The following is a 24,167-nucleotide window of genomic DNA, read 5'->3' on the forward strand; positions in this document are numbered from 1 at the left end:
ATGCAGGACCACCCCACGCCGCAAGGGTTTTTGACCCCAATATTTCTCGAAGCAAAGGAGCTTCATATGAGCGACGCGATTGCATCTGCCTCCGCAGTAGTCCACGGAGAGAACGACCCACGATTCGAGTCGGTGCGAGAAGAACTACAGCGCCAACTCGATTCAGGGGAGGAGCTTGGGGCGTCTATTGCCGCGACGATCAACGGCAAGCCGGTCATCGACCTCTGGGGCGGCTTCGCTGCCGAAGAGCGCAGTGCCGAATGGCAGCGCGACACCATCACCAATGTGTGGTCGACAACCAAGACGGTTGTGGCACTCGCGATGCTCATGTTGGTTGACAGGGGCGAGATCGACCTCGATGCTCCGGTGGCGCGCTACTGGCCAGAGTTCGGGAGCAACGGCAAGGAGGCCATCACCGTCAAGCAGGTGATGTCTCACACCTCGGGGGTGAGCGGATGGGATCTGCCGTTCACAACCGACGACCTGTACGACCCCGAGGCGGCTGCGGCCAAGCTTGCCGCGCAGGCTCCCTGGTGGGAGCCGGGCACGGCATCCGGATACCACCTGCTGAACTACGGGCACCTGCTGGGTGAAATCATTCGCCGAGTGACCGGGCGCACGCTCGGCGCGTTCGTGCGAGAAGAAATTGCAGAGCCTCTCGGCGCCGACTTTCACATCGGGCTCGACCGTGCCGAGTTTGGCCGGGTCGCGCATGTGGTTGCGCCGCCACCCGCGCAAATGGATCTCTCGGGACTGCCGGAGGGGCACCCTGCCCTCCGCACGTTTATGGCTCCCGTGCTCGACGCGACCGCGACCTGGACGAACGAGTGGAAGGCGGCCGAGATCGGTGGCGCGGGAGGCCAGGGCAATGCGCGTTCTGTTGCGCGAATCGAATCCGTGATCACGAACGGCGGAGAGGTCGACGGAGTTCGGCTGCTGTCGCCCGAGACGATCGACCGGATCTTTGAGCAGCAGTCTGATGGGCTTGACCTGGTGCTCTTTCAACACCTGCGGTTCGGAGTCGGCTTCGCGTTGCCGACGGAGGCGGCTCCCGTGCTGCCCCAGACGGGCAGGGTTGCGTACTGGGGAGGATGGGGCGGCTCGCTCATTGTGAACGACGTCGATCGTGGGGCGACGTTTGCCTATGTGATGAACAAGATGTCACCGGGAATCGTCGGCTCTCCACGCAGCGACGCCTACGTTTCGGCGTTCTATCGCGCGCTCGAGGGCTAACAGACCGGCCCCGGCGCGTGTGTGGCGCAACAGCCGGGACCATTCGACCGCCGGCCTCCTCGAGGGGCGAGGCCGGCGGTCACCCCACCACATGAGACAGCTGTCATTGACGAAACGGCACGGGGTCGCCGCTCCACTGCGCGAACGTGGCGCGCAAAGCATCCGGAAGCTCGCGGGGTCTGCCCGACTCGGTGTCGACCACAACAAGGGTCGTGCTGGCGACGGCGTAGATCGTTGAGCGGTCCGGCTCGCCGAGCTCATAGGCGAGATCGACGCTTGAGCCGCCCACTCTGGTAACCCAAAGTCGCACGATGAGCGGTTCGGCGCGGTAGTTGAGGGGGGCGCGATACTCGATGCGATGGCCGGCGACGAGGCCATTGCTGCCGGAGGGGAAGAGGTCGAAAACCCCGAGCGAGGGGTCTATCCCCGGCGCTGCAAATTCGCCGAGGGGAGGAGTGAAGAGCGCGAATCGCGTGTCTTCGAGATATCGCACGAAGAAGACGTTATTCACGTGGCCGTAGGAGTCCATGTCTCCCCATCGGATGGCTACTTTGGCCTCGCGCATTGCGGTTCCTCTTCTCTTTCTCGGAATACCCCTATAACATACCGTCTAGTCGGTTTGTCCGACGGGAGGTCTTCGATGACGCAGCTTCTGCACACCCAAGGTAATGGTCCAGTACGCCACCTGGCGCGAGTGAGCGACCTCGACCCCGGCGCGCTCGCCGACGAGGCAATGGCTAGGGCCGAGCGCACGCTGCCGTGGTTTGGTGAGATCCCGGATCGCCGGCGTGAGCACCTCCACCTGGTCACTAAGGCCGGATTCGTGAGCTTTTTCGCGCATCTTCGTGCCCCGGGCACAGCGGATCCGATGGACATGTTCGCCGTCGCGCCGCGAGAGCTCGTGCGTTCGGTGACGCTGCAGCAGACCTTGCAGCTCATGCGAGTGACATCGTCGCTAGTGGAAGAGAACATCGAGACCCCGCAGGACCTCGAAGCGAGCGTTGTCTTCTCCCGGCAGCTCGCGTTCGCTGCGGCCGAACTCTATGCGCAGGTTGGCGACGGCACGGGGCTGTGGGAGCATCGGCTCGAGCAGTTCGTGATCGACGCCTCGCACAAGGGCGCGCTCACTGACTCCCTCATCGCGAGGATCCGCTCGGTGGGGTGGCGCGGCGACGGTGCTGCTGTTGCTGCGTGCGGTGAGATGCCCGAGAGCGGCGACACCGACATCGTTCGGCGCCGCGCCTGGAATGCCGGCGCAGACGTGCTCGTGGGGACCTCGTCGGGTCGCCTCATCGTGATCGCAGCGCTCGTCGAGGGGCACGAAGCGGATGAGCTGCAGGCCGTGATTGCGGCGCTGGCCGACGGATTCGGCGCGGGACCGGTTGTGGTTGGCCCTGTCGTCGACACGATCTCCTCCGCCTGGCAGAGTCTGGTCGCCGCCAACGCCGGTGCGGATGTGGTGGGGGCGAGCGATCAGGACGCCAGGGTCGTCTATGCGGCCGACCTGCTGCCGGAGCGCGTGCTCGCGGGCGATCCGCTCGCGCGTCGTGACCTGATCAATCGCGCCTATCGCCCCCTGCGGGATTCGCGGCAGCCGCTGCTTCAGACTGTGCGGCGCTTCGTCGAGGCGGGCGGAGCGGTCGAAACGGCCGCGCGAAAGCTCGACGTGCATCCCAACACCGTGCGGTATCGCCTCAAGCGGGCCGCGGAGGTCACGGGTTTCGACCCAACGGCCGCTCGAGACGCGTTTGTGCTTCAGTGCGCCCTACGTCTCGGGCTCATGGAAGACGCCGCGGCAGTGACACCGCGACAGCCGGCGGCACGCTAGCGGTGCTGCTTCGCTACGGCAGGATCGTCGCGAAGTCGGGGATCGACTGAATCATGCCGAACTTCTTTGCCCGCTCGCCGAGGAGGGTGACCGAACCGGTGTCGATGTGGGTGGTGAACGAGGGCAGCGTGAGGCGGGTGCGTACATCCGCTCCCGTCTTGATGAACGAGGTCAGGGAGTCGCGAACAAGTCCGGGCTTGGTTCGTGCGAGGTCGTAGGAGCGCTGCAGCGCCATGCGAAAACGCTCGACAACCTCAGGCTTCTTCTCGGTGAAAGCCGATGAGGCGACATACATCGAGACCGTGAGGTTGCGGTCGAACTCCGCGTAGGGGTACGAAATAATGCGCATCCCAGCGAGACGCGCGGTGGTCAAGAAGGGCTCCGTGACGAGGGCCGCATCAACTGCGCCGCTGTTGATCGAGCCAACCGCGTCGACGAACGGCACGGTCTTCCAGGTAGCGAGCTCTGCGGGAACGTTGGCCGCGAGCATTGCGTCCCGCATGACGAACTCGTTGGTTGAGCCGCGTGAGTCGACTCCGATTGTGCGACCGGTGAGATTGGAGAGCGACGTGATGTCGGAGTCGGGGCGCACCATGATTGCCGCGTAGTCGAGCTGGGCGTTGCCGGAACTCGCGGCAGCGCCGCTCAAGATGTCGATCGCGGCCCCGCCTTCGATTGCCGAGAGCACGGAGAGGGTGTCGGCGTAGCCGAAGTCAAAGCGGTCCTCGCCCAGCGCGGTGAGCAGCGAGCTGCTCGATGCGCTCAGCGAGTTAATGGTGACCGTGAGGTTGAGTTCGTCGAAGACCCCCTCCTGGATGCCCAGATAGAGAGGGGCGAGGTCGACACCGGGGACCACGCCAACCGAAACCGAGGCGGCGCCCGAAGACTCGGCTGCGTCTGCTCCACCACATCCCGAGACAATCAAAGGAATTGAGGTGGCGACGGCAGCGATCGCGAGAAGACGGGCATTCTTCATGAGACTCCTCGGCGGAGAGAGAGGGAGGGGGGAATATCGACGTGCGGGTTGTCGATATCTGGTCAGTTTTACATACCGCTGGCCTGAGTTGGTGCCCCAGCTCGGGGGGCAAAGCGCCGCAACTATCTCGACGTCAAGACACTTTGACAAGAGCGGGTAAGATTGATGCGGCCCAACGAGAGGAAGCATCAGTGTCAAAGATCAAGGTTGAAGGAACGGTCGTCGAGCTCGACGGAGACGAGATGACTCGCATCATCTGGCAGAAGATCAAGGACACCCTGATCCACCCCTACCTCGATGTGACCCTCGAGTATTACGACCTCGGCATTGAGAGCCGCGACGCGACCGATGACCAGATCACGATCGACGCAGCCCACGCCATTCAGAAGCACGGCGTCGGCGTCAAGTGCGCGACCATCACCCCCGACGAGGCCCGCGTCGAGGAGTTCGGCCTCAAGAAGATGTGGAAGTCGCCGAACGGCACGATCCGCAACATCCTCGGCGGCGTTATCTTCCGCGAGCCGATCATCATCTCGAACATCCCGCGTCTGGTTCCCGGCTGGAACAAGCCGATCATCATTGGCCGCCACGCCTTCGGTGACCAGTACCGCGCCACGGACTTCAAGTTCCAGGGCAAGGGCAAGCTCACGGTTGAATTCGAACCCGAAGACGGCTCAGAGCCCATGAAGTTCGAGGTCTACGACGCACCCGGCGACGGCATCGCCCAGGTTCAGTACAACCTCGACTCGTCGATCATCGACTTTGCTCGCGCGTCGCTCAACTACGGCCTCAGCCGCAACTACCCCGTCTACCTGTCGACGAAGAACACGATCCTCAAGGCATACGACGGCCGCTTCAAGGACATCTTCGAAGAGGTCTACGAGACCGAGTTCAAGGCGCAGTTCGAGGCCGCCGGTCTCACCTACGAGCACCGCCTCATCGACGACATGGTCGCTTCGGCCATGAAGTGGGAGGGCGGCTACGTCTGGGCCTGCAAGAACTACGACGGCGACGTTCAGTCGGACACCGTCGCGCAGGGCTTCGGCTCGCTCGGCCTCATGACCTCGGTGCTCAGCACGCCGGACGGAAAGGTCGTCGAGGCGGAGGCTGCCCACGGCACCGTCACGCGTCACTACCGCCAGCACCAGGCCGGCAAGCCCACCTCGACCAACCCGATCGCCTCGATCTACGCCTGGACGCGCGGTCTCGCGCACCGCGGCAAGCTCGACGGCAACCAGGCTCTGATCGACTTCAGCCTCACGCTTGAGGATGTTGTCATCAAGACGGTCGAGTCGGGCAAGATGACCAAGGACCTCGCATTGCTCGTCGGGCCCGACCAGGCCTACCAGACGACCGAGGAGTTCCTCGCGACCCTCGACGAGAACCTCAAGGCTCGTATGGCAGCGTAAGACCGCTGCTGAGAAGGCCCCCGCATCCGGTTGGATGTGGGGGCCTTCTCGTTAATCCGGGCTGGGGTCCGAGCTCCGTGCCCTCAGCGTTCCATAGTTCTAACTAGGGGCGCTTAAGCCGAAAAATCCTTGCATCCGGTTTGTTTGTACGCTTTACTAACAAACATGACGACGGAGTTCATGACGGGACGCGCGCTTCGGCCAACGGCCAAGCGGCTCCCAGAGCACGCCCGCAGCCACAACCTTTCGCTCGTGCTTCAGACGCTGTACAGCGACGGCAGCCGCAGCAGGGCCGACATCGCGCGCGAGACAGGACTCACCCGGGTCACCATCTCCGACCTCGTTTCGGAACTCATGGCCGAGGGGCTCATTGTCGAGATAGGCCAGCGCGAAGGCACCCGTCCGGGAAAGCCAGCGACGCTGCTCGACCTCAATCGGGGGGCCTTTCAGATAATCGGGCTCGACCTCAGTGCCTTCGAGATTTTTAGGGGCGCGGTGCTCGACCTCGACGGAACCATCCTCGAACGGGCAGAGCTTCCGCTCGCCGAGAGCACGGGGGCGGATGCCACGGCTAAGGTGGCAGCGCTCATCGAGGAGCTGATCTCCCGCGCTACTGCGCCCATCCTCGGAATCGGCGTCGGCTCACCCGGTGTTGTTGACCCTGCCGGGGTCGTGCTCGGCGCCCCCAACCTCGGATGGCGCGGCGAACCCCTGCAGGCCACGCTTGAGGCGATGTTCTCGCTGCCCGTCATCGTGGCTAATGATGCGAACGCCGCAGTGCTCGCCGAGCATAGCTTCGGCGAGGCCGACCGCGACATGATGCTCATCAAGGTGGGCCACGGAGTTGGCGCAGGACTCTTGCTCGGGGGCTCACTCCTGCACGGCAGCCGCTTCGCCGCTGGCGAGCTCGGGCATGTCGTTGTGGGCACCAGCGGCGGCGCGCAGTGCGTCTGCGGCAAGCAGGGGTGCCTCGAAACCTGGCTTTCTACCCCGCGTCTTGCGGCGGCGCTTGCCGCAGCCACAGCATCCGGAGCTCCAACGGATCCCATTCTTCGGGAGGCAGGACGGCACCTCGGTATTGCCCTCGCCCCCGTCGTCGGTGCGCTCAATCTCGCAGAGATCGTGCTCAGCGGACCGAGTGACCTGCTCGACGGCGCCCTTACCGAGAGCGCCGTCGACACGCTCCGTGCCCGAACTATGGCCGAGTTCCACGACGACCTAACGGTGCGGATGACAACCCTCGGCGAGGACATCGTCATGCGCGGCGCGGCCGCCATGGTGCTCTCGGGGCAGCTCGGAGTCTCCTGACTCCTCCACGCGTGGCCGCCCGGCCACATTCTCCGGTACCAAGAGAGAAGGACGCGATATGAAGAAGAAGCTCGGAGTGCTCGCTGCGACAACAGCGGCAGCGCTCCTGCTGGCGGGATGCGCCGGTGGCGCGCCCGCAGACGAATCAGGCAACGACATCACCCTGTGGCTCATGGGAGGTGACACCCCGGATACCCTGCGCGACTACCTTAAGACCGAGTACGCAGACGCAACCGGGGGCACCCTAACCATTGAGGAACAGGGCTGGGGCGACGCAATTGCGAAGCTGACCACCGCACTCCCCGACGCCGAGAATACCCCGGACGTTGTGGAGATCGGAAACACGTGGTCGCCCACCTTCACCAATGTCGGCGCATTCAGCGACATAACCGACATGGTGGACGAACTCGGTGGCGACGAACTGCTGCCCTCTTTTGTCGAGGTCGGCACAGTCGACGGCGCTAACTACGCGTTGCCGTACTACTTCGGCTCCCGCTACGTGTTCTACCGCAAGGACCTGTGGGCAGCGGCGGGCAAGCAGGTTCCGACCACGCTCACCGAGTTCAACGAGACGGCGGCATCGCTGCGTACCGATGGCCAGTCCGGCTTCTACATCGGCGGAGAAGACTGGCGCAACGCGATCTCATGGGTGTTCGCGAACGACGGTGACCTCGCCAAGAAAGATGGCGACGAGTGGGTTTCGACCCTCTCGGACGACAACACCATTGCGGGGCTTGAGCAGTTTCAGGCTCTGTTCCAGAACGCATCCAACGCACCCGTCACCGAGGCCGACAGCACCCCGTGGGTCAACATCAACAACAACGAGACAACGGGCGCGCCAGAGGCCGCAACGATCATCGCTCCCGGATGGGCGCACTGGTCGATCGGTGACGTAACCCCTGACCCCGATGACGCAACCAAGACGGTGGCGACATGGAACGACGAGGTCTTCGGTGTCTTCCCCCTGCCTGCCGTCGACGGGGGAGCAGCTCCGGTCTTCGCTGGTGGTTCGAACATCGCCATCTCCGCCAAGAGCAAGAATCAGGATGCTTCGCGTGAGCTTCTGAAGATCATCTTCTCTGCGGAGTACCAGCAGATGCTGGGCGAGAACGGCCTCGGCCCCGCCAACCTCGAATACGCATCCTCGCTGGGCGACGACCAGTTTGCGGAAGCGCTCATCGAATCGGCAAAGAACTCCAAGCTCACGCCTGCCGCTCCCGGTTGGGCCGCTGTCGAGGGCTCCGGCCTGCTGGAGGAGTTCTTCGGCAAGGTTGCGGGCGGTGGCGACATCGCCTCCCTCGCTGCCGAGTACGACGAGAAAATCGGCGCGCTGCTCAACTAGCAGCTCAACACCAGCCAGCAGACGACCACAAGGAAGGAGGATCGCCGTGAAACGCATGCCACAGGTTCTGCTGCTCCCGGCGATCCTCATCCTGCTGCTGGGGATGGGCTACCCGCTCGTGTGGCAGGCCGTGACCTCGCTACAAGAATTCGGCCTAGCGCAGCAGTTTGGCCAGGCGGCCCCCTTCGTGTGGTTCGACAACTATGTGACCCTGGCAACAGACCCCGAGCTCTGGGCGGTGGTCGCGCGGTCCCTCATGTTCTGCGTGGTCACCGCCGTCGTCACCCTCGTTATTGGCCTCCTCTGTGCCCTGCTCATGATGGTCATCGGCAAGGCTCCCCGTTTGATCCTTCAGATCGCACTGCTGCTGGCGTGGGCGATGCCGGTTGTTGCTGCGATGACCGTGTGGATCTGGCTCTTCGATCGCCGTCGAGGCGTGATCAACTACGTGCTCGACATGATCCCCGGCGTCGACATGTACCGCTTCGACTGGCTCGAAACACCGATGACGTTCTTCTTTGTCGCGAGTGTGATCGTGGTCTGGATGTCGGTGCCCTTCGTCGCCTTCTCGTCTTACGCGGGCCTGACCCAGGTGTCAGAAGAAGTTCTTGAGGCAGCGCAGATCGATGGCGCAACCCCGTGGCAGCGGCTCAAGCACATCATCCTGCCGATGATCAAACCCGTCATCACGATCGTCTTTTTGCTTCAGCTGATCTGGAACCTCAGGGTCTTCACGCAGATCACCATGCTTCAGGATGCGGGCAGCAAGTCGGGCGACTTCGACCTGCTCGGCACCTATATCTACAAGCTCGGCACGCGGGCCCAAGACTTTGGCATGGCGTCGGCCGTTTCCGTGCTCGTGCTTGCGCTGACGATTGCGCTCAGCTGGTTCTACATCCGCAGCCTGCTCAAGGAGGACCAGTCATGACCCGATCCAGCGTGCGGCGCGGCCTGCTGGGCGCACTGGCGATCGTCGTCGCTCTTGCGTGGGCCTCTCCCGTCTATTGGATGGTCAACTCCTCTCTTCTGCCGACGGCCCGGCTCGAATCCTTTGTGCCCACGTTTGTTCCCTTGGGCGGGTCGCTCAACAACTTCACTGCGGCACTGGCCGACGGGAGCTTCTATTCCGCTTTGGGCATGAGCGTCTCGGTTACCCTGATCGCCGTCGTGTTTTGCCTGCTCTTTGCGTTTCTTGCGGCGGTCGCAATCAGCCGTTTTCGCTTTCGGGGGCGCAAAACCTTCGTGCTCGCCGTGCTCATCGTGCAGATGCTGCCGGCCGAGGGCCTCTTCATTGCGCAATACAAGATGGTTGCCGGGATGGGGCTGCTCAACTCGGTGATCGGCGTCAGCGTCATCTACATTGCGGCGGTCGTGCCGTTCACGATTTGGATGCTGCGCGGTTTCGTCGCCGGAATCCCGATCGACCTAGAAGAAGCAGCCATGGTCGACGGGCTCAGCCGAACGCAGGCGTTCATGCGCATCACCTTTCCCCTGCTCGCACCCGGCCTGATCGCATCCGGTGTCTACGCATTTCTTCAGGCATGGAACGAATTCACGGTGGCACTCGTGCTGCTGCCGGCCGAGGCTAGCCAAACACTGCCGCTCTGGTTGCGGGGTTTTGTGCAGGCGAGTGCCACGCGGGCGACTGACTGGGGCCAGGTTATGGCTGCCTCAACCCTCGTGGCCGTGCCCGTGATCATCTTCTTTCTCATCGTTCAGGGCCGCCTCACATCGGGCCTTGTGAGCGGGGCGGTCAAGGGATGAGCGCTTGCGGCGTGATCATGCTCGGGTTTGCCGGAACCGAGCTGCCAGAGTGGGTCGCTGCTCGCCTGCGGGGCGGGGTCGGCGGGGTGTGCCTGTTCGGCGACAACATCGAGTCACCCGCACAGGTTCGGGCTCTGACCGCCGATATTCGGCAGGCGAATCCGCACGCAGTGATCGCGATCGACGAAGAAGGCGGTGACGTAACCCGCCTCTACTATGCGACCGGTTCGCCCTACCCGGGCAATGCCATCCTGGGCCGCATAGACGATGAGGCATATACGGCCTCGGTGGCGGAATCCGTCGGCCACGAGTTGCGATCGGTCGGCGTGAATCTCACATTCGCGCCCGACATCGACATCAACTCGAACCCCGATAACCCCGTCATCGGGGTTCGCAGCTTCGGGTCGACCCCCGAGCTCGTGGCCCGCCATGCAGCGGCGTGGGTAAGGGGGCTGCAATCGACCGGAGTGGCCGCGAGCGTGAAGCACTTTCCCGGGCACGGCGATACGGCGCAGGATTCTCACCTCGCTCTGCCGGTAGTCGACCGCAGCAGGGTGGAGTTGGAGGCGCGCGAGCTAGTGCCGTTCGCCGCAGCAGTTGCCGCCGGAACGGCATCGATTATGACGTCGCACATTCTGCTGCCGCAGCTTGATGCGGATGCGCCTGCGACCCTGTCGCCGCGCATCCTGCAGGGGCTACTGCGCGACGAATTTGGGTTCGACGGCCTCATCGTCTCGGATGCGCTCGACATGAAGGGCGCGAGCGAGCAGATCGGCATACCCGAGGCGGCCGTTCGCGCGATCATCGCCGGATGCGATTTGCTCTGCATAGGACCCGCAAACACCGACGAGCAGATCGGTGAGATTGAGGCGGCCATCGATGCCGCCGTGACCGAGGGCCGCATCTCGCCTTCCCGCATGCGCGACGCCGCCGACCGGGTGCTTGCGCTCGCGCGCAGCTACCCCGCCGAGGCGCAGAGAGGACCACACGACGGGCCGCAGTGTGATCTCGACCGCACCATCGCCGCGTTCGATGTGCGGACCGGGACCCGGCCAGGGCCAACCGCCACGATCGTTGCGCTCGAGACTCCCACCAACATCGCCGTCGGCGCTGCGCCATGGGGGCTTCCCGCCCACGTGCGCGTCAGTGAGGGCGACCGGTTGCCGGATGTGGCGGGACAGCTTGTGGTGATTGGCCGCGATAATCATCGGCATGGATGGGTGCGTGACCTCATCGACGAGGCGCGGGCGACCAGTTCGGATGTCGTCGTCGTCGACATGGGGTGGCCGTCGGACGACCGCGCCTATGCCGACGTGGCAACCTTTGGTGCCTCCCGACACGTGGGGGATGCCTTGGCGAAGTGGTGGGCGCAGGAATGAGAATTGGCGTTGACGTCGGCGGGACCAAGACCGAGGCCGTTCTGGTCGACGGGTCGGGGGTGGTGCTGCGGCAGGTGAGGCTAGCAACCGGATTCGGGCACGAGGCCGTCGTCGACTCGACCGTGGCCGCGGTCGAGCAACTGGGTGGTCACGATGGGGTGTCCACAATTGGCGTCGGAATCCCCGGCACGGTGGATCCGGCGACCGGGACGGTCTCGCACGCCATCAACCTCGGCGTTGATCACCTCGATCTCGGCGCACGGCTCGCCAGCCGGCTGGGGTCAGAGGTGCGCGTGGAGAACGACGTGAACGCCGCAGCGCTCGGCGCGTTTCACCTGCTCGGGGTGCCAGCAACTCTGTCAATCGCCTACCTCAACTTGGGCACCGGGCTCGCGGCCGGGCTCGTGTTGCGCGGTGAGCTGTGGCGAGGTTCCCGCGGGGCGGCGGGGGAGATCGGCCACATCCTCATCGACCCTGCCGGCCCGCTCGACTTGGACGGCCAGCCGGGGGGCCTCGAAGCGATGGCATCCGGATCGGGCATCGCCAGGCAGTGGGCAACGGGCGAACCCAACGCCGTCAGCGCTGTTCTTGATGCTGCCGACGCGGGGGATCCGCGGGCGGTGCAGATTCGCAGCAGACTATTCGAAGGCGTGGCCTCTGCCGTTCGTATTCTCGTGCTCACGGTCGATGTGGATGCGGTCGTCATCGGCGGCGGCATTAGCAGGCTTTCTGATCGCATTCTCGAGGGAGTCGAGAGCGTCATCGACGGCTGGGCTCGGGCGTCACCGTTCATCACGTCTCTCGAATTGGGGTCGCGCATCCGCATCCTTCCCGAGGGGTCTCCCGTGGCGGCGCTCGGAGCAGCGCACCTCGCAGCGCCTACGTCATCCCCTCGGTTGGTGAGCTGATGACCGAGGTGGTCATCGTCGAGGATGCCGAGGTGGCGGGTCGGCTAGCGGCCGACATGATCGAGGATCTCGTCAGGCGCGACCCTTGTGCCGTGCTCGGTCTGGCGACAGGGTCGACCCCGCTCACGACGTACCGGTCACTCGCCCAACGAGACCTCGACTTCTCGCGGGTGAGGGCGTTTGCGCTCGATGAGTATGTGGGGCTCGAGCCGGGGCATCCGCAGTCGTATCGCGCCGTGATCGACCGCGAAGTCGTGGCCACGCTGGGACTAGACCCGGCGATGGTGCGGGTGCCGGGCGACGACGGCGTGCTCGATGCGGCGCTCGATGGCCCGCTCGAGGCAGCACTCGAGGCTGCGGCAGACCGCTATGAACGCGCGATCGAGACGGCGGGCGGCATCGACCTGCAGATTCTCGGGATCGGTGCGAACGGCCACATCGGTTTCAACGAGCCCGGCAGTTCGCTCGCCTCGCCCACCAGGGTCAAGGCGCTCACCCGGCAGACCCGCGAAGACAATGCGCGGTTCTTTGCCTCGGTCGACGAGGTCCCGCGTCACTGCATCACTCAGGGACTCGGCACAATTCTGCGGGCGCGGCACCTCGTGCTCCTCGCCTTTGGCGATCGTAAGGCGGATGCCGTGGCGGCAGCGATTGAGGGGGCGGTGTCGTCGTCGACGCCCGGGTCCGTCGTGCAGTTGCACCCGCGCGTGACCGCCATTGTCGATGAGGCGGCCGCGTCACGCCTGCGCTTCGCCGACTATTACCGCGAAGCCTGGGCGGGCAAACCGTAGCTAGAGCCGGACTCCCGCCGCCCACACGGCCTCGGCGGCCCACGCGTCGTTGAGCACGACAACATCCGCTGCATATCCGCGCGCGAGACGGCCGAACCGATCGCCGAGCCCAACCGCCTTGGCCGGGGTCGCCGTGACAGCAGCGACGGCTGCCACGGGGTCGATTCCGACCTGCGTTATTGCCTGGTGCAGCGCGGCATCCTGCGTCAGCGTCGACCCCGCGATGGTCGAGGTTCCGCTGAGGAGGGCGCGCCCGTCGCGCACAGAAACGTTGAGTTCGCCTAGGCGATAGTCGCCGTCGACCGAGCCCGCCGCCGCCATCGCGTCGGTGACCAGCGCAATGCGCCCGCGCGCTGAGGCGAAGGCGAGCCTCGCAACATCGGAGTGCACATGGGTTCCATCAAGGATTAGCTCGATTGTCACGCGATCGTCTTCGAATGCGGCAATGATGGGCCCGGGGGCCCGGTGATGGATGCCGGGCATGGCGTTGAACGCGTGGGTCAGCAGTGTTGCGCCACTGTCGAACGCGGCACGCGCGGTTTCATAGCTCGCATCGGTGTGGCCAATCCCTACGGCGACGCCAGCCGAGGCGAAAGTCTCGATGGCGTCGAATGCGCCGGGCAACTCGGGGGCGATGGTCACCTGGCGCAGGGTGCCCCTGGCGGCGTGCAATAGCTCATCGATTTCGAAGGACTCAATGGCCCGCAGATGTTCGGAGCTGTGGGCGCCCCGCCGCGCCGGCGAGAGATAGGGCCCCTCGAGGTGGGAGCCGAGAATAAGTGGATCCGTTTCGGCGAGCGTGGCGACCGTGCGCAGGCTCTCGCGCATCTGGGCAATGGGGTTGGAGACGAGGCTGAGGACGGATCGTGTTGTTCCGTGCGCCCGATGGGTGAGAAGCGCACCGGCGATCTCCTCTGCGGAGTCGTCAAACGAGTGCCCGCCGCCTCCGTGGCAGTGCAGGTCGACGAACCCTGGCGTTATGGTGCGGCCGTTCAGGTCGATGCTGGTGTCGGCATCCGGAGCTCGGCCAGCGCCGGTGGCGGTGATGGTGTCACCGTCGACCAGTAGCCAAAAACCCTCGATGACACCGTCGACATCGATCTTGCGTGCTCCGTGAAACACCGTCGTCATGGTGTCACTGTATTCCGGGCCGTCCGCGCGCACAGTAGCGGGATCGCGCGCCCCGCGAATCGGCGGCCTACTTGAAGATGATGGTGCGGTGCCCGTCGAGCAGCACGCGGTTCTCGGCGAACCACTTGACGGCCTGGGTGAGGGTGCGGCTCTCTTCATCCTGGCCAATGGCCATGAGCTCGGCGGGGGAGTGTGTGTGGTCGACACGCACAATGTTCTGCTCGATGATTGGCCCCTCGTCGAGGTCGCTCGTCACAAAGTGGGCGGTGGCGCCGATGATCTTCACACCGCGCGCGTGGGCCTGACGGTAGGGGTTTGCCCCCTTGAACCCGGGCAGGAACGAGTGGTGGATGTTGATGGCCCTGCCCTCAAGAAATTCACACAGCTCGGGCGAGAGAATCTGCATGTACCGGGCAAGCACCACAAGCTCGATGTCGTGCTTCTCAACCTCGTCCACAATGCGCGCTTCGAACGCGGCCTTGTCTGCTGCATTGCCGATGGGCATCCGCTCGAAGGGGACCCCGTAGAACTCGGCGAGGCCAGCGAGCTCGTCGTGGTTGCTGAGCACGAGGGGCACATGGACGGGCAGCTGACCGGCGCGTTCCCGAAAGAGCATGTCGTTAAGGCAGTGCGCTGCCTTGGAGACGAGCACGAGGGTGCGCAGGGGGCGGCCGACCACGTCGAGGTGCCAGCGCATGTCGTAGTGGGCGACGACGGGCAGAAGCGCAGCCTCGAACTCGGCGCGCGTTGCCGTGGATTCAACCTGCAGGCGCATGAAGAAGTTGTCGGTGTCGACGCTTGAGAACTGCTGCGACTCCGTGATGTTGCCGCCAGCGGTAACAATCGCCCCGCTGAGCGCGTGCACGATTCCGGGGCGGTCGTTGCAGACGATGGTGAGTACCCAATGGGTGGAGTCAAGTGCAGTGGGAGGGAGCGAGTTCACGGTTCAAGAGTAGAGGTCGGACGGCCCTCGGATAGAATGAGTGGTCGTCGCGCGCTCGCGGCGGCCCGTTGGCGGCGTCACGCCACACCCCCGGATCGGTTCTCTTACATCCCATGAGCGCGCCTCAGACTCGCACCCCACTGCCTCCTTTTCCTTACCTCGCTCTGTTCACTGTCGCCGTGGCGACGTTCCTCAGCGTCACGATCGAGATGCTGCCGACGGGCCTTTTGCCCGAAATGAGCGATGAGCTCGGCGTCACGGAGTCCATGATCGGTCTCACCGTGAGCGTTTTCGCTTTCACGGTTGTGCTGTCGAGCGCGTTGCTCTCGCACCTCACACGCCGGTTCGACCGTCACAAGCTCGTGGTCATCGTGCTGTTGGTGCTCGCGGCGAGCACGGTTCTGACGGCCTTCGCGCCCAACTATGGCGTTCTCATCGCGTCACGAGTGCTCGGCGGGTTGGCCCACGGGCTCTTCTGGGCGGTCATGGGGGCCTACGCTTCCTACCTCGTTCCCAAGGAGCAGCTCGGGCGCGCCGTGTCGATCTCTCTCGGCGGCGGCTCGCTTGCGTTCGTCTTTGGGGTGCCTCTGGGCGTGACGCTGGGTCACGCGGTCGGATGGCGCATGGCGTTTCTTGTGCTTGCGGGGCTTGCTCTTGTCGGCACGTTCTTTGTCTACAAGTTCCTCCCTCCGGTCAAGGCGGGCGCGATCACGCCCACCATGAGCATCGCTGTCGCGAGCAGCACATCCACGGGTTCAGTCACGGTGCTCGCCGACTCAACCCACGCACCGCGTCGGGAGCAGTCGGTTCTCGCCGTCGTCATCGTGTGCCTGATCACGGCAGTCACGATGATCGGGCAGTACACCTTCTACACCTACATCACGCCGTTCCTCGAGCGTTCGGTGGGGGTGAGCAAGGACTTCATCAGCCCCGCACTCTTCGGCTACGGCGTCATGGGGCTGCTGTCCCTCGTCATCGTGGCGGCGTGGCTGGGCAGTCGGCCTCGGCTCGGTCTCATCATCGCGCTCGTCACCGTTTTCGTGTCTGTGCTCACGCTCGCAGTGTGGCCGGGCTTCCTCTGGCTCGGCATCATCGCCTTCCTCATGTGGGGGCTGGCAGGGGGCATGTTGCCGCCGTTGCTTCAGACGCGCGTGTTGCGGGCGGCACCCGCCCGCATCCGCGACGTCTCGAGCGCGTTCTATACGACAGCCTTCAACTCGGGCATTGGCGGCGGTGCGCTAGTCGGAGCGCTGGCGCTTGAGCACTGGGGGCTTGGCGTTTTGCCCTACATTCATGCGGCGTTCTTGGTGGTTGCCATCCTTTTGGTGATCGTGGCGGATGTTGTGCTCCACGGAGTGAAACAGCGCCGGGTTATCGAGCACTAGAGGCACGAAGGACCTCCCCATTTGGGGGCTTTCTGCCGGTGTATGCGGCTCAGTAAGCTTTCCGACGTTCCTGCTGAGCTTCATTCAGCCTTCGGCTTGATGGGCTATCGCGGGCCATCAACCATCGGAGCCCCTTCATGTCTTCTTCCCCCCGTCTTGATCTCCTGCGCACCGGCCGCCGCCGGGCCGCGGCGGTCGCTGTCGCGACCGTAGTTCTCGCAGCCCCTTTGTTGGTCGCGGGGCCAGCCATGGCCGTGCCCGAATTCCCCATCACGGCAGTCTCCTTCGGGCAGTCCACAATCGACATCGGTGAGCGTTTCACGGCCCATTTCAATGGCGACACAAGCCTCACCGAAATCGACAGCGCAGGCGGCTTCATCTGCATGTCGGAATACAAGAACCGGGCAGAGCTCAACACGACCGGTGTGAGTACCGCCCAGGCGCAAGCAGATTTCGCACTCCTCACGGGTGACAACATGGCATTCGAAGAGGGCGACGAGTACTCGGTGGCGTTCCACGAGCGCGTTACTACGTGCGACGCTCCTGCTTGGGGCGACGCCAGCGCGGTCTTCGCCAGCATCACGGTCGGAGCCCTGCCCGTCGTGGCCCCGCCGTGTGCCGACTGCACCGTGGCTGCAGCCCCCATCGCGCTTAAGCAGGGCGTAGCGGTAGACGTGCAGGTGCCGCTCCAGCTTGCCGGCGCATGGGACTGGACCTCATACGGCTGGGTTGCGGCTGGCCCGCAGTCCGGTAACGCTGGCGTTGTCACCCCGTTCAGTGGCCTCATGTTCGAATCGATCGAGTCCCCGGGAGTAGCTCCCCAGCTGAGGATCGTCGGAACCCCCATCTACAGCGGTTCGTTCAACGCAGGACTCGTAGTTGGTAACGGCACCAACTATGCAGAGGCGCCGCTCATCCTGAACATCGCGGCCGCTCCTGGCAACAGTGCCGTCACGATCGGCGCCGCTACCGGTGCTCCGATTGCGGGCGCCCCGGTCAACGTCGTCATGTCTGGTCTCCAGCCCGGTGCCGCGTTTAGCGTTACTGTGCGGTCAACCCCGGTCATCATCGGTTCGGGAACAGTGGCGATCGACGGTGTTCTTGCACAGTCCTTCACGATTCCCGCGGGACTTGAGGCTGGGCGTCACTCGGTGACCCTCTCAAGCACGCTGGCAAACGGCTCAACCGTCACCGCGGTGTTGTACTTCACCGTGTCGGCAACGGGAACTCTCGTGGCAGTGTCGCTCTCCCAGCCCGCGCTGGCCGCCACGGGTGCAGACGCCACTCCCGCCGTCGTCGTGGCGGGCACGCTTCTGCTGCTCGGTTCGGCGTTTGCCGGTGCAGCCGTCTATCGTCGCCGCAAGGTCGCCGCGTAGTCAACGCGTTTCAGGAGAGGGCCCGCAGCGCGTGACAACGTTCAGCTGCGGGCCTTTTTCCGTTCGGATGCTGCGCTAGAATTGCAGGGTCGCGACTGGCGTTGAGGTGGGCAACCACCGGGGAGCGACTGACATCGACGCGGCCGTACGCCTGGGCCGCCCGAGACCTGGCTCGCGCCGGGGTACCTTGGTCATGTCAGTCGTAAGGAGCCCACGTGAACGACAAACTTCCCTCCACCTTCACCGACCCGCTGTCGAGTGTTGACCCCGAGATCGCCGCTGTGCTCGAGCAGGAGCTCGGCCGCCAGCGCGGAACACTCGAGATGATCGCGAGCGAGAACTTCGTTTCGCGTGCCATTCTCGAGGCGCAGGGTTCAGTACTCACCAACAAGTACGCCGAGGGTTACCCCGGCCGTCGCTACTACGGCGGGTGTGAATTCGTCGACATCGCCGAGGACCTGGCCCGCGACCGTGCCAAGGCGCTCTTTGGAGCCGGCTACGCCAATGTGCAGCCCCACTCCGGCGCCCAGGCCAACGCTGCAGTGCTCATGGCACTCGCCTCGCCCGGCGACCGCATCCTGGGTCTCGAGCTTGCCCACGGTGGTCACCTCACCCACGGCATGAAGCTCAACTTCTCGGGCAAGCTCTACGACGCCAACTCTTACGGCGTGAACCCCGAGACCAACCTCGTCGACATGGATATCGTGCGCGACCAGGCGCTCGCGGTGAAGCCCGCCGTGATCATCGCCGGATGGTCGGCCTACCCCCGCCAGCTCGACTTCGCTGCCTTCCGCGCGATCGCCGACGAGGTCGGCGCCAAGCTCTGGGTCGACATGGCGCACTTCGCCGGACTCGTTGCTACGGGCCTGCACCCGTCGCCCGTGCCCTACGCGGATGTTGTCAGCAGCACCGCGCACAAGACTCTTGCTGGTCCGCGCTCCGGGTTCATCCTCACCAATGATCTTGAGACGCACAAGAAGATCAACTCCGCTGTGTTCCCCGGACAGCAGGGTGGGCCGCTCATGCACGTGATCGCCGCCAAGGCGACCGCGTTCAAGCTGGCCGCAGAGGAGGAGTTCAAGGACCGTCAGGAGCGCACCGTTCGCGGCGCCCGCATCCTCGCCGAGCGCCTCATGAAGGACGACGCCAAGGCTGCCGGCATCGACCTGCTCACGGGGGGAACGGATGTTCACCTCGTGCTCGTGGACCTGCGCACGTCGGAGATCCACGGCAAGGATGCCGAAGACATCCTGCACTCGGTCGGCATCACCGTGAACCGCAACTCCGTGCCCAACGACCCCCGCCCGCCGCTCACGCCCTCTGGCGTTCGCATCGGCACCCCGGCGCTCGCAACCCGCGGCTTCGGCGACGAGGAGTTCACCGAGGTGGCCGACATCATCGCGACCGCCCTCATGCCGAACCCCGACATCGAGTCGCTGCGTGCACGCGTGCAGAGGCTCGCCGACGGATTCCCCCTCTACCCGGGCCTTCAGAGCCCCGGTACCTGGGCCTAAGCACACCAGTGCTTCTGGCCGCCGACCGCCGCACCCCGGGTGCTGCGACGGCGGCCAGAGGCGTTCGCTGAGAGGAATCGAACCATGACTGCAACCGTTCTCGACGGCGTCGCGACGGCATCCGCCGTCAAGGCAGAGCTCGCTGGCCGCATCGCCGCCCTCAAGGCGAAGGGCATTACGCCCGGGCTCGGCACGCTGCTCGTGGGCGACGACCCCGGGTCGCGGTCGTACGTTGCGGGCAAGCACCGCGACTGTGCCGAGGTGGGCATCGAGTCGATTCGCGTCGATCTGCCCGCGACGGCGACGGATGCCGACGTGCTCGCCGCGATCGCCGATCTGAACGCAAACCCCGCCGTGACGGGCTACATTGTTCAGCTCCCGCTGCCTCAGGGGCTCGACGAGCACGCCGCTCTTGAGGCCATTGACCCCGCTAAGGATGCCGACGGCCTGCACCCCACAAACCTTGGTCGGTTGGTTCTCGGCATCGAAGGCGAGCTCGATTCGCCCCTGCCGTGCACCCCGGCGGGCATCGTCGAGATGCTGCAGCGCTATGACGTGCCGATTAGCGGAAAGCACGTTACTGTCGTGGGCCGCGGCCTCACCGTCGGTCGCCCGCTCGGCCTGCTCTTCACCCGCAAGGGTTTGGATGCCACGGTCACCCTCACGCATTCGCGCACGGTCGACCTGGCCGCGGAGGTGCGCCGCGCCGACATCGTCGTTGCCGCCGTCGGTGTCGCCCATCTGATCAAGCCCGACTGGATCAAGCCGGGTGCTGCCGTGCTCGACGTTGGCATCACGCGAGTGCAGGACGAAGAGACCGGCAAGGGCAAGCTCACGGGCGACGTCGACCCGGCCGTTGCCGAGGTTGCTGGCTACCTCTCGCCGAACCCGGGTGGGGTCGGGCCGATGACCCGTGCGATGCTGCTTGCCAACGTGGTCAAGGCCGCGGAGCGAGACGCCCGCTAGTGACGCCCGCTAGTTACCCCGCCCTGCGAGGGGTCCCAAATGCGGCTTCGGGACGCTCGCCGCGACTCATTTCGGACCCCTCAGCGGGGCTGAACGTCCGCGTCGGCGTCCGCGTCGGCATCCGTTGCTTCTGCTACCACCGCGGCGACCTTGTCGGCCGCAGCGTGTGCCCGCCGGTTGGCGATAGCGGTGCGCCCGCCCTTGTAGAGCTCGCGCAGGATCGGAATGCCCGAGAGCAGCACGATGCCGATGATGAAGTACTCGGAGTATTCGGCGACAAAATCGATCTGCCCGAGAAAGAAGCCAACGAGGGTGAGCCCGACGCCCCACAGGAAGGCGCCGATCAGGTTAAAGAGGGCGAAGTGTCGCCACGGCATGCGTCCGACGCCAGCCGCGACGGGCACGAACGCACGAAAGATGGGCAGGAACCGGGCGATGATGATCGCCTTGCCGCCGTGCTTCTCGAAGAACTCGTTGGTGCGCTCAACGTTGGCGGGGTTGAAGAGGCGGCTTTGCTCGCGCTTGAACACGGCGGGGCCGGCCTTGCGTCCGATCGCATAGGCCATCTGGTCGCCGGCGAAAGCGGCAACGAAGATGACGAGCACGGTGACGCCGATGGGCAGGCCGATGAAGCCGGTTGCCGTAAGGAGACCCACCGTGAAGAGCAGAGAGTCTCCCGGCAGGAACGAGAGCACGATAACGCCGGTTTCGACGAAGACCACGGCGGCAACCCCGAGGAGAACGAACGGTCCGAACCAGTGGATGAGCCAGTCGGCGTCGAGAAAGTCGATGCCGAAGAGGGCGGGGAGCATTGAGGGATTCCTTTCCGGGGATGCGTCACGACGCCGGTCCGACAGCGACGCAGCGGTTCGTCCGAGGGGGATGCCTGGCAAAGCCGCGACGGCCCAACCCTAGCAAGACCGCCCGGGAGTGTGCCGAGCGGGGTTAGCGCGCTGCGGCCATGAACTCGCGAATGAGCTGCGACGATTTAACCCCGGGGGATGCTTCGACCCCACTGGATACATCGACGCCCCAAGGGTTGGCGGCTTCGATCGCTGCGGCAACGTTCTCGGGGGTGAGGCCGCCGGCGAGAATCCACCGGCGGGCGGGTCCTTCGCCCGTTTCGACGCTGTAGGTGCCGTCGCGGCGAGTGAGGGACGCCGCCATCGAGGCGTAGTCCCAGGCCTGACCTGAACCGGGGTGGGGGGCATCGACGAGCAGCATGTCCTCGCCCCAGTTCTCTTCGATGCTGGGGTCATCGAAGCTGACGGCCCTGATGAGTTTGCGGTCCGGTCGGGTGAGCTTGGCGAGCTCTGCCCGCGTGCGCTGGCCGTGCACCTGGACGGCTCCCACGCCGGCTGCCTCGGCGAGGCGCTCGATCTCGTCCACTGTTTCGTCGCGAAACACTCCGACGGTCAGAGCGGCGTCGTCGACGAGATTCACCAGGTGGCGAGCTCGCTCCGGTGCCACGAATCGGGGGCTCGGCGTAAGGACGAAGCCGATCGCATCCACTCGTTCTTCAAGGCACGTCTCAACGTGCCGCTCTTCGCGGAGGCCGCAGATTTTGACGAACATTCTTCTACTCTCTCACTGCTCCATGGGAGGCGCTTACGACAAACATCTCAGGTTGCCCAAAACCGTGCTCGGCAAAAGCGCCGTCAATGGCAACCTGGATGCGCGACACGGCATCGAGGGGAGCGAGCGCGATCGCCGCCCCGCCGAATCCGCCGCCGGTCATCCTGGCGCCTATGGCCCCGTTGGCCTGCGCGGTCTCGACCGCGAGATCCAGTTCGGCCACGGAGATCTCGAAGTCATCGCGGAGCGATTCGTGCGACGCGTCGAGCAGCTCGCCGATGGATCGCGGTCCCGTCGTGCGCAGCGCCTCGACTGTGTCGAGAACCCGCTGGTTCTCGGTGACGATGTGGCGCACCCGCCGAAACGTGGTGTCGTCGAGAATCTGGCGCGCACGGTCGAGGTCGTCCACGCTCAGATCGCGCAGGGCGGCAACGCCGAGCATCCTGGCTCCCCGCTCGCACGATGCCCGGCGCTCCGAGTAACCGCCATCGGCGTGACTGTGGCTAACGCCCGTGTCGATGACCACAATCGCGAGCCCGGCGTCGGCCAGGCGGAGCGGAACGATTTCGGCGACCATGCTGCGACAGTCGAGAAAGACGGCGGCATCGCGCTCGCCGAGGAGCGAAGCAGACTGGTCCATGATTCCCGTGGGCGCTCCGACAGCTTTATTCTCGGCGAGCTGACCAACCTGAGCGAGCGCGGGGCGGTCCAACCCAAGCTGCCAGACGTCGTTGAGGGCGAGGGCCACGGCGCTTTCGATTGCTGCCGAGGAGGAGAGACCAGCCCCAACGGGCACATCGGATTCGATGAAAAGGTCGACTCCGGGCACCGCACCAAGATCGGCGCCGTGCTGGCCGAGTGCCCACGCGACGCCCAGCGGGTAAGCCGCCCAGCCCGTGAGCTTCTCGGGGCTCAGCTCGGAAATGTCGATCTCGGCGACCTCGTCGGCAAAGGCGCTGGCAACCCTAATCATCGTGTCGTCGCGCAGGCCGAGCGCAACGATGGTTCGCCTCGTGATCGCAAAGGGCAGCACATAGCCCTCGTTGTAGTCGGTGTGCTCGCCGATGAGGTTGACTCTGCCTGGCGCCGACCACACCCCTGTTGCTTCGGTGTCGAAGACTTCGGCGAAGCCCGATCGTGCGTCGTCTCTGATGTCGCTCACGCGGTGCGTCCTTCTGCTGGGGGTGCCATGGTGCCGGAGAGGGCGGCACCGTGGGGCGAGGGGGGAGTGCGTGCCGCGTCGGCTCGTGCGATGCCTGCCCGCACGAGCTCGGCAGAGTGCTCGGGCGAAACATCGGCGATCCAGGCGCCCATCGCCGCCTCCGAGCCTGCCAGGTATTTGAGGCGATCTGCTGCCCTGCGCGGGGAGGTCAGTTCGAGGTGCAGACGGATGCTGTCGCGGTGCGAATGCACAGGAGCCTGATGCCACGCGGCGATGTAGGGGGTGGGGGTGTCGTAGATCGCGTCGATGCCCCGCAGTAGCCTCAGATACAGGTGTGAGAGCTCGTGGCGTTCGGCCTCGTTCGTTTCGGCCAGGTCGGCCACGTGCCGGTGCGGCAGCAGGTGCACCTCGAGCGGCCAGCGGGCCGCAAACGGCACGTAGGCCGTCCAGTGTTCGCCGCTCAGCACAACCCGCTCCGAGGCGCGCTCACTGGCGAGAACCCGTTCAAAAAGGTCAGCCCCCAGCTGGTCGATCGACGCCATGAGCCTCTGGGTTCGCGGGGTCACATACGGATAGGCATAGATCTGACCGTGCGGATGCTCAAGCGTCACGCCGATCTCGCGGCCCCGGTTCTCGAACGGAAAAACCTGCTGAATGCCCTCAAGTGCCGAGAGGGCGGCGGTGCGGTCTGCCCATGCCTCGATCACCGTGCGCGCCCTCGACGGGGTCTGGGTGCCGAATGATCCCTCGGGCTCTGGGCTGAAGCACACCACCTCGCAGCGGCCATAGGCCGGCGCCGTGCGGTCGAAGCCCAGCCCCAGGGCGTCCGCGTCTCCGAGTGCGGGGCCGAACGACGGGGATCGGTTTTCGAAGACGGCCACGTCGTAGTTGCTGGGGATCTCGCTCGGGTTTGTTTCGGATGCCGGGGCAAGCGGGTCCTGATCGGCCGGCGGCAGAAACGCACGATTCTGCCGTGCTGCCGCCACGGAGATCCAATCGCCCGTGAGAACATCCTGTCGCATGGTTGCCGTCGTGGGCCGCGGGTCGAGCGCGCGGCCGTCGATTGCGCGCTCACCCGAGAGGGTCGTGCCGGAGTCATCGAAGTAGATCAGTTCGCGGCCATCGGCGAGCGTGGTGACCGTCTTGGTGATTGGGGCCATGACACCTTGTTTCGATC

22 protein-coding genes and 1 riboswitch are annotated in these 24,167 nt (G+C 65.0%); of the genes, 14 read left to right on the forward strand and 8 right to left on the reverse strand.

All coding sequences use genetic code 11. The annotated features are described in order from the left end of the window. Positions 1 to 66 precede the first annotated feature (66 nt). A complete protein-coding gene (locus tag C2138_RS01325) occupies positions 67 to 1,233 on the forward strand; it encodes a serine hydrolase domain-containing protein (protein WP_108514922.1) in 1,167 nt (388 codons plus the stop codon). A 103-nt stretch (positions 1,234 to 1,336) separates the two neighbouring features. Here C2138_RS01325 and C2138_RS01330 read toward each other — a convergent pair whose 3' ends face one another. After that, entirely contained in the window at positions 1,337 to 1,798 is a 462-nt protein-coding gene (locus C2138_RS01330) for an acyl-CoA thioesterase (RefSeq protein ID WP_108514924.1), read from the reverse strand. Between the two features lie 129 nt (positions 1,799 to 1,927). Between C2138_RS01330 and C2138_RS01335 the strand changes: the two genes are divergently transcribed. Further along, the gene (locus C2138_RS01335) at positions 1,928 to 3,061 is read left to right on the forward strand and encodes a PucR family transcriptional regulator (RefSeq protein WP_159078101.1); all 1,134 of its coding nucleotides are present in this window, start codon (positions 1,928 to 1,930) and stop codon (positions 3,059 to 3,061) included. A gap of 13 nt (positions 3,062 to 3,074) precedes the next feature. Here the strand turns inward: C2138_RS01335 and C2138_RS01340 are convergent, their stop codons facing one another. After that, the gene (locus C2138_RS01340) at positions 3,075 to 4,037 is read right to left on the reverse strand and encodes an ABC transporter substrate-binding protein (protein ID WP_159078102.1); all 963 of its coding nucleotides are present in this window, start codon (positions 4,035 to 4,037) and stop codon (positions 3,075 to 3,077) included. Positions 4,038 to 4,228: 191 nt separating this feature from the next. Here C2138_RS01340 and C2138_RS01345 point away from each other — a divergent pair, with 191 nt between their 5' ends. From C2138_RS01345 to C2138_RS01380, 8 genes are all read left to right on the forward strand, one after another. Then, on the forward strand, positions 4,229 to 5,446 hold the full coding sequence (locus C2138_RS01345; protein WP_108514929.1) for an NADP-dependent isocitrate dehydrogenase: 1,218 nt from the start codon (positions 4,229 to 4,231) through the stop codon (positions 5,444 to 5,446). A 165-nt stretch (positions 5,447 to 5,611) separates the two neighbouring features. Next, complete coding sequence (locus C2138_RS01350) at positions 5,612 to 6,754, forward strand: ROK family transcriptional regulator (protein WP_233245534.1); 1,143 nt, start codon at positions 5,612 to 5,614, stop codon at positions 6,752 to 6,754. Positions 6,755 to 6,812: 58 nt separating this feature from the next. Next, on the forward strand, positions 6,813 to 8,096 hold the full coding sequence (locus C2138_RS01355) for an extracellular solute-binding protein (RefSeq protein ID WP_108514930.1): 1,284 nt from the start codon (positions 6,813 to 6,815) through the stop codon (positions 8,094 to 8,096). 55 nt (positions 8,097 to 8,151) lie between these two features. Further along, positions 8,152 to 9,024: a carbohydrate ABC transporter permease gene (locus C2138_RS01360; RefSeq protein WP_108518665.1), complete on the forward strand. Its 873-nt coding sequence runs from the start codon at positions 8,152 to 8,154 to the stop codon at positions 9,022 to 9,024. Next, positions 9,021 to 9,860, forward strand: a complete 840-nt coding sequence (locus C2138_RS01365) for a carbohydrate ABC transporter permease (protein WP_108514932.1) — start codon at positions 9,021 to 9,023, stop codon at positions 9,858 to 9,860. Before C2138_RS01360 ends, C2138_RS01365 begins: the two co-directional genes overlap by 4 nt. Beyond that, positions 9,857 to 11,239, forward strand: a complete 1,383-nt coding sequence (nagZ, locus tag C2138_RS01370) for a beta-N-acetylhexosaminidase (protein WP_108514934.1) — start codon at positions 9,857 to 9,859, stop codon at positions 11,237 to 11,239. The genes C2138_RS01365 and nagZ overlap by 4 nt, the downstream gene beginning before the upstream one ends. Beyond that, on the forward strand, positions 11,236 to 12,147 hold the full coding sequence (locus C2138_RS01375; RefSeq protein WP_108518667.1) for an ROK family protein: 912 nt from the start codon (positions 11,236 to 11,238) through the stop codon (positions 12,145 to 12,147). Before nagZ ends, C2138_RS01375 begins: the two co-directional genes overlap by 4 nt. After that, positions 12,147 to 12,938, forward strand: a complete 792-nt coding sequence (locus C2138_RS01380) for a glucosamine-6-phosphate deaminase (protein ID WP_108514936.1) — start codon at positions 12,147 to 12,149, stop codon at positions 12,936 to 12,938. The genes C2138_RS01375 and C2138_RS01380 overlap by 1 nt, the downstream gene beginning before the upstream one ends. Here the strand turns inward: C2138_RS01380 and nagA are convergent, their stop codons facing one another. Both nagA and purU read right to left on the reverse strand, forming a co-directional pair. After that, on the reverse strand, positions 12,939 to 14,069 hold the full coding sequence (nagA, locus tag C2138_RS01385; RefSeq protein ID WP_108514938.1) for an N-acetylglucosamine-6-phosphate deacetylase: 1,131 nt from the start codon (positions 14,067 to 14,069) through the stop codon (positions 12,939 to 12,941). A gap of 67 nt (positions 14,070 to 14,136) precedes the next feature. Further along, a complete protein-coding gene (purU, locus tag C2138_RS01390) occupies positions 14,137 to 15,012 on the reverse strand; it encodes a formyltetrahydrofolate deformylase (RefSeq protein WP_108514939.1) in 876 nt (291 codons plus the stop codon). A 113-nt stretch (positions 15,013 to 15,125) separates the two neighbouring features. On the opposite strand from purU, the gene C2138_RS01395 reads away from it, so the two are divergent. The 4 genes from C2138_RS01395 to C2138_RS01410 all read left to right on the forward strand — a co-directional run bounded on the left by C2138_RS01395 (position 15,126) and on the right by C2138_RS01410 (position 20,253). After that, the gene (locus C2138_RS01395) at positions 15,126 to 16,397 is read left to right on the forward strand and encodes an MFS transporter (RefSeq protein WP_108514941.1); all 1,272 of its coding nucleotides are present in this window, start codon (positions 15,126 to 15,128) and stop codon (positions 16,395 to 16,397) included. 137 nt (positions 16,398 to 16,534) lie between these two features. Next, complete coding sequence (locus C2138_RS01400) at positions 16,535 to 17,773, forward strand: hypothetical protein (RefSeq protein WP_108514943.1); 1,239 nt, start codon at positions 16,535 to 16,537, stop codon at positions 17,771 to 17,773. 81 nt (positions 17,774 to 17,854) lie between these two features. Further along, a riboswitch (ZMP/ZTP riboswitch) is annotated at positions 17,855 to 17,937 on the forward strand. A gap of 51 nt (positions 17,938 to 17,988) precedes the next feature. Further along, positions 17,989 to 19,287, forward strand: coding sequence for a serine hydroxymethyltransferase (gene glyA / locus C2138_RS01405; protein ID WP_108514945.1), 1,299 nt, complete (start codon positions 17,989 to 17,991; stop codon positions 19,285 to 19,287). A gap of 84 nt (positions 19,288 to 19,371) precedes the next feature. Continuing rightward, positions 19,372 to 20,253 carry a bifunctional methylenetetrahydrofolate dehydrogenase/methenyltetrahydrofolate cyclohydrolase gene (locus C2138_RS01410; RefSeq protein WP_108514947.1) on the forward strand — a complete coding sequence of 294 codons (882 nt, stop codon included), beginning with the start codon at positions 19,372 to 19,374 and terminating at the stop codon, positions 20,251 to 20,253. A gap of 80 nt (positions 20,254 to 20,333) precedes the next feature. On the opposite strand, the gene C2138_RS01415 is transcribed toward C2138_RS01410, so the two are convergent. The 4 genes from C2138_RS01415 to galT form a co-directional block, all read right to left on the reverse strand. Next, complete coding sequence (locus tag C2138_RS01415; RefSeq protein ID WP_108514948.1) at positions 20,334 to 21,065, reverse strand: DedA family protein; 732 nt, start codon at positions 21,063 to 21,065, stop codon at positions 20,334 to 20,336. Positions 21,066 to 21,198: 133 nt separating this feature from the next. Further along, entirely contained in the window at positions 21,199 to 21,828 is a 630-nt protein-coding gene (locus C2138_RS01420; RefSeq protein WP_108514950.1) for a phosphoribosylanthranilate isomerase, read from the reverse strand. Positions 21,829 to 21,832: 4 nt separating this feature from the next. Beyond that, positions 21,833 to 22,990 carry a galactokinase gene (gene galK / locus C2138_RS01425; RefSeq protein ID WP_108514952.1) on the reverse strand — a complete coding sequence of 386 codons (1,158 nt, stop codon included), beginning with the start codon at positions 22,988 to 22,990 and terminating at the stop codon, positions 21,833 to 21,835. Further along, complete coding sequence (gene galT, locus C2138_RS01430; protein ID WP_108514954.1) at positions 22,987 to 24,150, reverse strand: galactose-1-phosphate uridylyltransferase; 1,164 nt, start codon at positions 24,148 to 24,150, stop codon at positions 22,987 to 22,989. The genes galK and galT overlap by 4 nt, the downstream gene beginning before the upstream one ends. Positions 24,151 to 24,167 lie beyond the last annotated feature (17 nt).

Source organism: Salinibacterium hongtaonis, from assembly GCF_003065485.1.
Classification (GTDB): Bacteria; Actinomycetota; Actinomycetes; order Actinomycetales; family Microbacteriaceae; genus Homoserinimonas; species Homoserinimonas hongtaonis.

Bases quoted from the DNA above. Each gene is read 5' to 3' on its own strand.
- C2138_RS01325 (WP_108514922.1), top strand. From the start codon at position 67: ATGAGCGACGCGATTGCATCTGCCTCCGCAGTAGTCCACGGAGAGAAC.
- C2138_RS01330 (WP_108514924.1), bottom strand. From the start codon at position 1,798: ATGCGCGAGGCCAAAGTAGCCATCCGATGGGGAGACATGGACTCCTAC.
- C2138_RS01340 (WP_159078102.1), bottom strand. From the start codon at position 4,037: ATGAAGAATGCCCGTCTTCTCGCGATCGCTGCCGTCGCCACCTCAATT.
- C2138_RS01350 (WP_233245534.1), top strand. From the start codon at position 5,612: ATGACGACGGAGTTCATGACGGGACGCGCGCTTCGGCCAACGGCCAAG.
- C2138_RS01355 (WP_108514930.1), top strand. From the start codon at position 6,813: ATGAAGAAGAAGCTCGGAGTGCTCGCTGCGACAACAGCGGCAGCGCTC.
- C2138_RS01360 (WP_108518665.1), top strand. From the start codon at position 8,152: ATGCCACAGGTTCTGCTGCTCCCGGCGATCCTCATCCTGCTGCTGGGG.
- C2138_RS01365 (WP_108514932.1), top strand. From the start codon at position 9,021: ATGACCCGATCCAGCGTGCGGCGCGGCCTGCTGGGCGCACTGGCGATC.
- nagZ (WP_108514934.1), top strand. From the start codon at position 9,857: ATGAGCGCTTGCGGCGTGATCATGCTCGGGTTTGCCGGAACCGAGCTG.
- C2138_RS01375 (WP_108518667.1), top strand. From the start codon at position 11,236: ATGAGAATTGGCGTTGACGTCGGCGGGACCAAGACCGAGGCCGTTCTG.
- C2138_RS01380 (WP_108514936.1), top strand. From the start codon at position 12,147: ATGACCGAGGTGGTCATCGTCGAGGATGCCGAGGTGGCGGGTCGGCTA.
- nagA (WP_108514938.1), bottom strand. From the start codon at position 14,069: ATGACGACGGTGTTTCACGGAGCACGCAAGATCGATGTCGACGGTGTC.
- C2138_RS01395 (WP_108514941.1), top strand. From the start codon at position 15,126: ATGAGCGCGCCTCAGACTCGCACCCCACTGCCTCCTTTTCCTTACCTC.
- C2138_RS01400 (WP_108514943.1), top strand. From the start codon at position 16,535: ATGTCTTCTTCCCCCCGTCTTGATCTCCTGCGCACCGGCCGCCGCCGG.
- C2138_RS01410 (WP_108514947.1), top strand. From the start codon at position 19,372: ATGACTGCAACCGTTCTCGACGGCGTCGCGACGGCATCCGCCGTCAAG.
- C2138_RS01415 (WP_108514948.1), bottom strand. From the start codon at position 21,065: ATGCTCCCCGCCCTCTTCGGCATCGACTTTCTCGACGCCGACTGGCTC.
- C2138_RS01420 (WP_108514950.1), bottom strand. From the start codon at position 21,828: ATGTTCGTCAAAATCTGCGGCCTCCGCGAAGAGCGGCACGTTGAGACG.
- galT (WP_108514954.1), bottom strand. From the start codon at position 24,150: ATGGCCCCAATCACCAAGACGGTCACCACGCTCGCCGATGGCCGCGAA.